Origin of the sequence: Saccharopolyspora sp. NPDC002686 (assembly GCF_040295745.1) — a bacterium.
In the GTDB taxonomy this organism is placed as follows: Bacteria; Actinomycetota; Actinomycetes; order Mycobacteriales; family Pseudonocardiaceae; genus Saccharopolyspora; species Saccharopolyspora oryzae.
This window is the reverse complement of sequence record NZ_JBEOVY010000056.1, coordinates 19,301-28,341: the sequence shown is the minus strand read 5'-3', so window position 1 is coordinate 28,341 and position 9,041 is coordinate 19,301. Positions and strand designations below refer to the sequence as shown.

Here is a 9,041-nt window from a genome sequence, read left to right as displayed (position 1 = left end):
GGACTTTGTGGACCTTCGGCGTGTCAGGTCCCGACACGCCGACACCGAGTACCTGCAGTTTCAATTGAAACTGTGGTTCCCGCGGCGTGTCCGCACCCGACACGCCGGAGGTCCGGTGCAGTTTCAATTGAAACTGTGGTCACCGGTGTGTCGGGACCCCGGTGTGTCGGGACTCCCACGTGTCGGGACCCGGGTGTGTCCGAACCCGGTGTCCGAACCCGGTTTTTGGGTTCTGACGCGCCGACGGTTGTGGATAAGTTGCGGGTTCTGTGGAGAACTTCCGCAAATTCAATGGAAATTGGAGGTCTGATTTCCATTGAATTTGCGTGGCCCCGGACGGCGGAGCACTGGACGGCGGAGCACTGGACGGCGGAGCACTGGACGGCGGAGCGCCGGGTGGTGGGGACGGGGGGTTGAACCTTCGGGGGGTTCGGGGACGTGGTGGGGGCATGGTGGCGACGAATCCGAACGGGGCGGCTACTGCGCAGCCCGCTCCGTCGACGCAGCCGGGCCAGTCCGGTGAGATGTGCCGGTTGACCATCTGCGGGCCGACCTCTCGGGTTGAGCTGGCCGTGCCTGCGCACGTGCCGATCTCCGATCTGATGCCGACCGTGCTCGGGCACCTCGATCCGGCGTTGGCGACTTCCGGGCTCGCGCACGGGGGTTGGGTGTTGCAGCGGCTCGGCGAGGCGCCGTTGAACGAGGAGCACGGGACCGCTGCCGCCGGGTTGTACGACGGCGATGTGCTGCACCTGCGCCCCCGGAACGACCAGCTGCCGCTGGCCGACTTCGACGACCTCGTCGACGGGATCCACACTGGACTGTCCGCGCGCACCGACAGCTGGCGTCCGGCGCTGACCCGCCGGGTGTGCCTCGCGCTCGCCGCGCTGGCCGGGCTGCTCGCGGTGCTGGTCACGACGTTCGCCGGGAGTGGGACGGTGACCGCGATCAGCGCGGGAGCCGTCGGGCTCGTCCTGATCGGCGGCGGTGCTCTCCTGGCGCGGCTGCTCGAAGAGCGGGGCGGCGCGATCACGCTCGGCGCGGTCGGGGTGGTCGCGCTCGGCGTCGCGGGGTTCGCGATGCCTGCGGGCGCAGCGCCCCCGGCCGACTGGTTCACCGTGGCAGGAGCGCTGGCAGGCGCGGTCGTCGTGGCCGCTGGATCCGTCATCGCCCGCGCCGCGCTCGACGTCGCCAAGGCGGGATTCCTCGCCGTCGCCTGCGGAGCGGTGCTGACCGCGCTCGGATGCGTCACGGGCCTGCTGTTCGGCCTGGAAGCGCATGCGACCGCAGCAGTGCTCGTCGCGATGGTGCTGGCCGTGACCCGGGCCGCGCCGCAGCTCGCCACCTGGCTCGCCGGGCTCGTCGCCGAGCCGGTGCCGACCACCGCCGAGGAGTTCCAGCAGGGCCTGGATCCGTTGCCCAGCAAGGACGTCCTCGACCGGGCATCGGTCGCCGACGCGCACCTCACCGCGTTCCTCGTGGTGCTGGGCGCGGTCTGCTCGGGCGCGCTGCTGGTGCTCACCTCGCACCTCGCGTGGGACACAGCAGCACTCGGACTCGTCGTGGCGACGCTGTTGCTGTTGCAGGCCAGGGAGTTGCGCGGGATCTGGCACCGGGTCGCCGCGCTGGTCCCGGCCACCGCGGCGCTGATGTCGGTGCTGCTGCACTGGGTCGTCGACCTGCCGCTGCTCGGCCAGCTGTGCGTCCTGGTCGGACTGCTGGGTCTGGCCGGGAACGCGCTGGCCGGTGCCCAGGTGCTGCCCGGCCGCCGGCTCGTGCCGCGCTGGGGACGCCTCGGCGACATCCTGCACTGGATCTGCGCCCTCGCCGTGCTGGCGCTCGTGCTGACGGTCACCGGTTTCTACGGCGTCGTCGCGTCGTGGTTGTGAACCTTCTCGGTCGTGGCAGCCGTGTTCGGTAGCGGAAGGGAGGGCGAGCATGTACGGCAGGCGTGAGCAGGTCGAGGCGCATTCGTTCTTGGTCGGACGGATCCTCGCCGCGGTGCTGCGCACCGATCCCGACGACCCGAACCGGCCGCTCCGGCGGACCACGACCGGGCTGGCGGGCGGCATCGCGGTCGCGGTGCTGGTGATGGCGATCGTGCTGATCGTCAGCCTGCTCACCGGGATGGGCGGGAACGCCTGGCGGGAGAAGCCCGGATTCCTGGTCGTGGACAAGGATTCCGGCAACCGGTACGTGCTCGTCGACGGGCGGCTGCGCCCGGTGCTGAACTACGCGTCGGCTCGGCTGATGGTCGGGGGAGAGCCGAAGGTCGCGAAGGTCGGCGGCGGGGAGCTGGCGGACTTCCCGAAGGGAGCTCCGATCGGCATTCCGGGTGCGCCGGACGCATTGCCGCCAGCCACGTCGGGGGCGCAGCCGTGGACGGTGTGCGCGGGGGTGCGGGACGGCGATCCGGGGGTCGCGGTGACCGTCGGCCCGCTGCCCGGGATGGCCGAGCTGGGGCCCGACGAGTCGGTGCTGGTCCGCGTGGGCGACCAGCAGTACCTCGTCTGGCAGGGCAGCCGGCTGCGGGTCACCGAGGGGTGGGTGCCCCGCGCGCTCGGCCTGGACCCGGCTTCGGCCATCCCGGTCGACTCGGCGTGGCTCAACACGCTGCCCGCCGGACCCGACCTCGGGGCGCCGCCGGTGCCCCGAGGCGGGCCCGGGCCGGACGTCGCTGGTCAGCCGACCGAGATCGGCCAGCTGGTGACCGCACCGGACGCGGTCGGCGACACGACGTTCGTGGTGGACGCGGGCGGATTGGTGCCGGTGTCGCGCACCGTCGCGGCGCTGCTCGGCGCCGATCCGGAGGGGGCTCTGCCGCCGCCCATCACGATCACCCCGGCGCAACTGGCCAAGCAGCAGGTCCTGCCGGCACCGGTGTGGCAGGCCGAACTGCCCGCCCGGCCGCCGAAGGGCCTGGACCTCGACCGCCGCGTGCCGTGCGTGCGCTGGGAGTCGGGCGAGGTGGCGGTGGTGTCCGCGCCGGGCCTGAGCGGATCCACTGTGGATGGACAGACGTCCGGGGTCACCCGTGACGGCCGGGTCGCCGACCTCGTCGACGTCCGGTCCGGTGCCGGGTTCATCGCCCGCACCCGCCCGGCACCCGGAGTTCCCGGGGCGGGCGTCTACCTGATCACCGAGGCCGGGGCGAAGTTCCCGGTCGCCAGCGGAAAAGCGGCCGAAGCGCTCGGCTACTCGGTGGACACCGCGGAACCGGTTCCCGCGGACCTGCTGGCCCTGCTGCCGACCGGGCCGGTCCTCGACCTGATCGGCGAACAACGAACGGAGGAGGAAGTCCGATGACGCAATACGGTTACGACGACGGAATGCTGGTGAAGGTCATCAGCGCCACGGAGACCGCGCTCGGCCAGATGCGCCAGATCAACGGCAGCGTGCAGGGCCTGGCCGGCCAGCTCCCGGTGGTCAACAACTCCACGTCCGGCATGAAGCTCGGCCAGCTCCTCGGCGACTGGAACATGGACTTCAACAAGATCGTCAACGAGCTGGAGAACCTCAACACCAAGGCCGGTGGACTGTTGCAGACCAACCGCAACGTCGAAACCGAAACCGGCGGCGCAGCTCAGTAGGGGTTTTTCCAGGCGCGTTTTGCGTAGCGGGTGAACACCTGAAGTCCAACCGCTCCGGCACTTTTCGGGAAAGGGAAATCGGATGACCGCGTTCGACGTCAACCACAACGGCTACGGAGAAGTCAACCAGCAGCTGCTCCAGGCCGTGCAGAACCTCGGTTCCGTCCTGGAACAGCTCAACGCAGCGCTGAAGAACATCCCCGAGGCCGCTTGGGGCCAGGCGCAGCCCATCTGGCTGGAGAACCAGAACCAGTGGAACCGCTCCTACCAGACGATGTCCGAGAAGATCCAGCTCACCTCGCGCTCCTCGGTGGGCATCCACGACACGTTCAAGGAAGGCGACCAGCGCGGCTACCGGATCATCGCCGGCTGACCTCGCAGCGACACCGGCACCACTGTTGACGGCCCGCTGGACCGGGCCGAACGATCGGGAAGGAGATCTCGGTGGAGGAGACGGATCCAGCGCGGACGGCGACCACCAGGGGGACGGATTCGCCCGCCACCGCGGCCGTCGAGGTCGAAGCCGTGGTGGTGCCGGTGTCGAAGCCCGCCGAACACTCCGAGGTACCCGGGGGTGACGTCCCGCCGGGAGAGCCGTTCAGCGGTCCTCCCGGCGGGGACCTCCCGCCGCTGGAACCCATGACGGCGACGAAGGTCGTCGTGGTGGAGAAGGTCGTCGTCGCGGATGGTGAGCCCGCGGAGCAGGTGCCCGCGGATCCGGGGGTTCCGCCGACGGAACCGGTCACCACCGAGCCGGTGCCGCTGGAACCCCACACAATGCCGAAGCACTTCATCTTGGCGAAACCGGCTGAGCAGCAGGAGTTCTCGGCGCTGGAGCCCGCGATTCCGGCGGAGCAGGGCGTGCCGGCGGAGCAGTTCCCCGCGGAGCAGGTGCCGGACGAGCCCAAACAACCCGGGTACGCGCTGAGGTCGCCGCAGGTGGTGTCACCGCACCCGGTCCTCCCCGTCGAGCCGTCGCAGGAACAGGCGAAGCTCGAACCGACGGTTCCCGGGCAGCCGCTGGAGCCGATGCGGCCGAACGAGCCCGCGAGGCTGGAACCGACGGTTCCGGCGACGCCGCTGCAGCCGGCTGCGCCCGGAATTCCGGTCACGCCTGCGCAACCGGCTGTTCCCGCGCAACCGGTGGAACCGTACGGCGGCGTGGTGGGTGTCCCGGCCGGTGCACCGCCGACCGAGGGCGCCACCGAAACCCCGATGCCGAACCAGCCGCCGCCCGCGCAGGACGTGCCGCCTGCTCAGCAGCCGCCACCCGTCCAACAACCTCCGGTGACTTCCCAGACGCCGGACGCGCAAACCCCGCCGCCCGTGCAGAACCCGCCCAGCACGCAGCCCGTGCCGAACACGCAGAACCCGGGCGGTGCGTACAACTTCCCCACCACGCAGGGGATGGGCGGCATGCCGTCGACGAACGGGGACGTCGGCCCGGACCCGAACATCAAGTTCGACGAGGGGCAGTACAACCAGCTGCTCGCGGTGATCGGCGACATCAAGAGCACCGTCCGCACGGCACCCTCCCAAGGCCCCGCCGATCTCGACGCCGAGCTCCAGCTGCAGCCGACCGGCCAGACCTGGGAACCGGCGACGAAGCTGGTCAAGTGGGGCGCGACCTTCGGCGGCACGGTCCAGACGGAGAACAAGAGCCTCAAGAAGGCCCTCGACACGCTGCACGACTCGCTGGAGAAGGCGAAGGAGGTCTTCAAGGAGACCGACGACCTCGCCGCCTACGACGCTTCCAAGTTCACCACCGAATACCCCGGTTTCACCGGCGGCGGCATGTCCGGAACCGCGTGACTGGAGACGAGCGATGACTGAACCCACCGGCCAGCCGGAGCCGATCAAGGGCGACAACACCTCGAGCGCGACGTTCGACCAGGTGCTGTTCACGGTCACCGGTGAAGGCGCCGACCTGCACGGCATCGTCGACAGCGGGGCGGACCAGGCCCAGGGCTGGTTCCAGGAGTCCTCGGTGAAACCCGGGAGCGCGCAGACCGACGGCCAGTCCGCGGGTAGCGGCTACAGCTACCACGCCTGGGACAAGTGGTACCTCTCGGTGGACCGCAACCCCACGCTGCCGGGTAACTGGGACAAGGCGCTCGCCGAGATCGACGCCCTGACCGACCAGCTCAAAGCCGCGAACATCGGGCTGATGAACGTCAACCGGCTGCGGGACGCGAAGGAGTCCGTCGACCACTACGTGGAGTGGCTGTCCACCAACCACGACACGCTCCAGCAGTGGGCCAACAAGCTCTCCAGCGACGACTCGGCGTTCAAGGGCAAAGCGGCGCACGCGATCCAGCAGAGCGTGAACAGCCTCGCGGAAACCGTCGAGAGCCTGCGCGAGCAGATCGTCGAGGAGCGCAACACCTCGGAGGGGCTGCAGCGGGCCGCGGAGGCCGCCTCGAACTTCGGCAAGGGCATGGCGACCGCGTGGAGTGAGTACTCGGGCGCCCTGAAGAACCTGGCCACGAACACGATGAACGCCGTGCTCAACAACGTGAGCGCTTACGTCTACGGCAAGGGCCTGGTGCACGGCACGCCGAACTACGCGCTGGACGTGCTCGCGAGGAGCAGCCGGGACAAGGCCGAGACCTACATCCAGAACGTGATGGACGGGTACCGGTCCGACGACAACCGCGGCCCGGCGGTCACCCAGCCCAGCGTCCAAGGCGCTCCCGGCATGATGTGGCCGGTGATCACGCCCGGCAGCGTGAACGCCGATTCGGTTCCGTTCACCCCGGGGAAGCTGCCGGAGGGCTTCCCTGTGATCGGTGGTCCGCTGGGCAGCCAGACCACCTGGAACGACATCAACGCCAAGATCAGCGACTACATGCGCAAGAAGATGGAGCCCCTCGACGAGGCGGCCCGCAAGCGGATCGACGAGCTGCGAACCGGCTACGAGAACACGAAGTCCTCGCTGGAGGGCCTGGAGACCCCGATCTCGCAGACCGGTGGCGGTCCCGGCGGCGGTCCTGGCGGCAACTTCCCGCCGCCGAACGGGGGCATCAACATCCCGCCGCCGAACGGTGGTGGGGATCTGAACGTGCCGCCGCCGAACGGTGGTGGTGACTTGAACGGTCCGCCGGGGAACGGCGGCGGGGATCTGAACCTCCCGCCGGCCAACGGTGGTGGGGATCTGAACGGTCCGCCGGGGAACGGCGGTGGTGACCTGAACCTCCCGCCGGCCAGCGGCGGTGGGGGTGTGAACGATCCGGCGAACGGTGGTGGGAACACGCCGTCCACGTTCGGCGGCGGAGATCTGCCTCCTGCCAACGGCGGTTCGAACCTGCCCGGTGGCGGGGACGCACCGGCCTTCGGCGGTGGTGACAACCCGGCGCTCGGGGGCGGTGGCCTGGGCGATCAGCCGCCGGGCGGGATCGGCGATGTTCCGCCGGCGAACGGCGGCGGGGGAGCTCCGATCGTTCCGCCGAACGGGATGACGGGCCCGTTCGGCGGCGGCAGCGCCAACTCGCCGGATGCCAAGAGGCAGCTCAACGAGGTTCCGGGCGGTGGCAACCCCTTCGACCCGGCGAACGGTGCCGCGAACTCGCTCGGCGGGAATTTCGATCCGGCGGGTGGGGCGTCGAACTTGCCGGGCGGCAGTTTCGATCCGGCTGGTGGATCAGCGAACTTGCCCGGCGGAGGCGAGCTGCCCGGTGGGAACTTCGACCCTGCTGGTGGGACGTCGAACCTGCCCGGCGGAGGTTCGAACCTTCCCGGTGGCGGATCCGATTTGCCTGGTGGGAGCTTTGATCCGGCTGGTGGCTCCGCGAATCTGCCTGGTGGGAGTTTCGATCCGGCTGGTGGCTCCGCGAACCTGCCGGGTGGGAGTTTCGATCCCGCTGGCGGTTCTGCGAACTTGCCCGGTGGTTCCGATCTGCCGGGTGGCGGCTTCGATCCTGCTGGTGGGACGTCGAACTTGCCTGGCGGGGGCGAGCTTCCGGGTGGTGGTTTCGATCCGGCCGGTGGTTCTGCGAACTTGCCCGGTGGTTCCGATCTGCCTGGTGGCGGTTTCGATCCCGCTGGTGGCACGTCGAACTTGCCTGGCGGGGGCGAGCTTCCGGGCGGGAGTTTCGACCCAGCTGGTGGGACGTCGAACTTGCCCGGCGGTGCGAGCTTGCCTGGTGGCGGTTTCGATCCGGCTGGTGGCACGTCGAACCTCCCCGGTGGTTCCGGCCTGTCCGGCGGGAGCTTCGATCCGGCCGGTGGCACGTCGAGCCTGCCGGGCGGTGGGGGCGACTTCTCCGGCCTCCCGGGCGGGGGCGCTGGCGGCTCGACCGGTGGGTTCGGCGGCGAGGGGTGGTCCGACTGGTCCGGGCAGGACCAGACGACCCAGCAGGGTGGACCGTCGCAGGTCGGCGGCTCCGTCGGCGACCCGCGCGGCGGGATGCCGATGATGCCCCCCATGATGCCGCCGATGTCCGGTGGGCAGAACAACGCCAAGGAGCGCGAGCGCCAGACCTGGCTGTCCGAGGACGAGAACGTGTGGGGCACCAGCAGCGCCGCGGGCAACGGCGTCATCGGGCTGCCGAACGACCTCGCGCACGAGACCGACGAACCGCTCGCTCCGACCCACGTCCACGTCAGCTCGACCGCGCCGCGCACCAGCACCGATGCGCCCAAGCAGTCGGAGCAGCCCGCTGAGCAGAGCGCGACCAGCTAGGAGGCCGGATGTTCTCCTCGATGCACAACGACATGACCGAGGCGCTGCAGGAGCTGCGCGCCAAGCAGGACCAGTTCAGCACCGCGTTCGCCGAGCTCGACGAGGTCACCGCGAGCGCCACCACGAAGGACCGCGCGATCAAGGCCACTGTGGACGGTCGCGGGCGGCTCACCGAGGTGGTGTTCAACGGCCAGCGGTGGCGGGACATGGCGCCGAAGGAGCTCGGCGCGAAGATCGTGGAGGTGGTCTCGGACGCCCAGCGCCAGGCTGCATCGGCGGTCGACGAGGTGATGTCCGGGCTCACCCCTGCTGGCGTCGACCTGCGGGAACTGCGCGAGAACGGCCCCGACCTGGAGGCCGTGATCGACTCGACGCTCGGCGACGTCGGGCGGTGGTCGCGGTGACCGACCGCTTCTACGCCGACCCCGACGGGCTGGCCAGGGGCGGCGCCAACCTCGAGCAGTGGTCGATGCTGGCGAAGGAGATCGCCGCGCAGATGCGCAACGTGACCACCGCCTACCGGCACGCGGGCGGCACCGGCGAGATGGGCGAGCAGTTCAACACCAACTACAAGCCCGGCGAGACCAAGGCGATCGAATTCCTGTCGATGCTGGAAGAAGCAGTCGGCGGCCACGGCGAGCGAACGCTCAAAACAGCGCGGAGTTTCAGCGACACCAACGACGAAGCCGACGCAGCGGCCCCGCGCGAATGAATGAGTGTTTCCAGGCTCGTTTTGCGTGGCGGTGCGGGTGGCGGAACCTCAGCGCCCG

The 9,041-nt window shown here is 69.9% G+C and carries 8 protein-coding genes; all 8 read left to right on the top strand.

Annotated features, from left to right (window positions below):
* The first annotated feature begins 449 nt into the window (after positions 1-449).
* The 8 genes from eccD to ABTZ89_RS10330 all read left to right on the top strand — a co-directional run bounded on the left by eccD (position 450) and on the right by ABTZ89_RS10330 (position 8,983).
* Positions 450-1,889: a type VII secretion integral membrane protein EccD gene (gene eccD / locus ABTZ89_RS10365; protein WP_351042594.1), complete on the top strand. Its 1,440-nt coding sequence runs from the start codon at positions 450-452 to the stop codon at positions 1,887-1,889.
* Between the two features lie 49 nt (positions 1,890-1,938).
* Entirely contained in the window at positions 1,939-3,306 is a 1,368-nt protein-coding gene (eccB, locus tag ABTZ89_RS10360) for a type VII secretion protein EccB (RefSeq protein WP_351042591.1), read from the top strand.
* Positions 3,303-3,590, top strand: coding sequence for a hypothetical protein (locus tag ABTZ89_RS10355; RefSeq protein ID WP_270950837.1), 288 nt, complete (start codon positions 3,303-3,305; stop codon positions 3,588-3,590). Before eccB ends, ABTZ89_RS10355 begins: the two co-directional genes overlap by 4 nt.
* Positions 3,591-3,672: 82 nt before the next feature.
* On the top strand, positions 3,673-3,963 hold the full coding sequence (locus ABTZ89_RS10350) for a hypothetical protein (protein WP_270950838.1): 291 nt from the start codon (positions 3,673-3,675) through the stop codon (positions 3,961-3,963).
* Positions 3,964-4,034: 71 nt separating this feature from the next.
* Positions 4,035-5,402: a hypothetical protein gene (locus tag ABTZ89_RS10345; protein ID WP_351042586.1), complete on the top strand. Its 1,368-nt coding sequence runs from the start codon at positions 4,035-4,037 to the stop codon at positions 5,400-5,402.
* Between the two features lie 13 nt (positions 5,403-5,415).
* The gene (locus ABTZ89_RS10340; protein ID WP_351042583.1) at positions 5,416-8,271 is read left to right on the top strand and encodes a hypothetical protein; all 2,856 of its coding nucleotides are present in this window, start codon (positions 5,416-5,418) and stop codon (positions 8,269-8,271) included.
* Positions 8,272-8,279: 8 nt separating this feature from the next.
* Positions 8,280-8,675, top strand: coding sequence for a YbaB/EbfC family nucleoid-associated protein (locus ABTZ89_RS10335; RefSeq protein ID WP_351042580.1), 396 nt, complete (start codon positions 8,280-8,282; stop codon positions 8,673-8,675).
* Entirely contained in the window at positions 8,672-8,983 is a 312-nt protein-coding gene (locus ABTZ89_RS10330; RefSeq protein WP_270950846.1) for a hypothetical protein, read from the top strand. The genes ABTZ89_RS10335 and ABTZ89_RS10330 overlap by 4 nt, the downstream gene beginning before the upstream one ends.
* The last annotated feature ends 58 nt before the right edge of the window (positions 8,984-9,041 follow it).

Coding starts and splice junctions, on each gene's coding strand:
- eccD (WP_351042594.1), top strand. CDS start 450: ATGGTGGCGACGAATCCGAACGGGGCGGCTACTGCGCAGCCCGCTCCG.
- eccB (WP_351042591.1), top strand. CDS start 1,939: ATGTACGGCAGGCGTGAGCAGGTCGAGGCGCATTCGTTCTTGGTCGGA.
- ABTZ89_RS10355 (WP_270950837.1), top strand. CDS start 3,303: ATGACGCAATACGGTTACGACGACGGAATGCTGGTGAAGGTCATCAGC.
- ABTZ89_RS10350 (WP_270950838.1), top strand. CDS start 3,673: ATGACCGCGTTCGACGTCAACCACAACGGCTACGGAGAAGTCAACCAG.
- ABTZ89_RS10340 (WP_351042583.1), top strand. CDS start 5,416: ATGACTGAACCCACCGGCCAGCCGGAGCCGATCAAGGGCGACAACACC.
- ABTZ89_RS10335 (WP_351042580.1), top strand. CDS start 8,280: ATGTTCTCCTCGATGCACAACGACATGACCGAGGCGCTGCAGGAGCTG.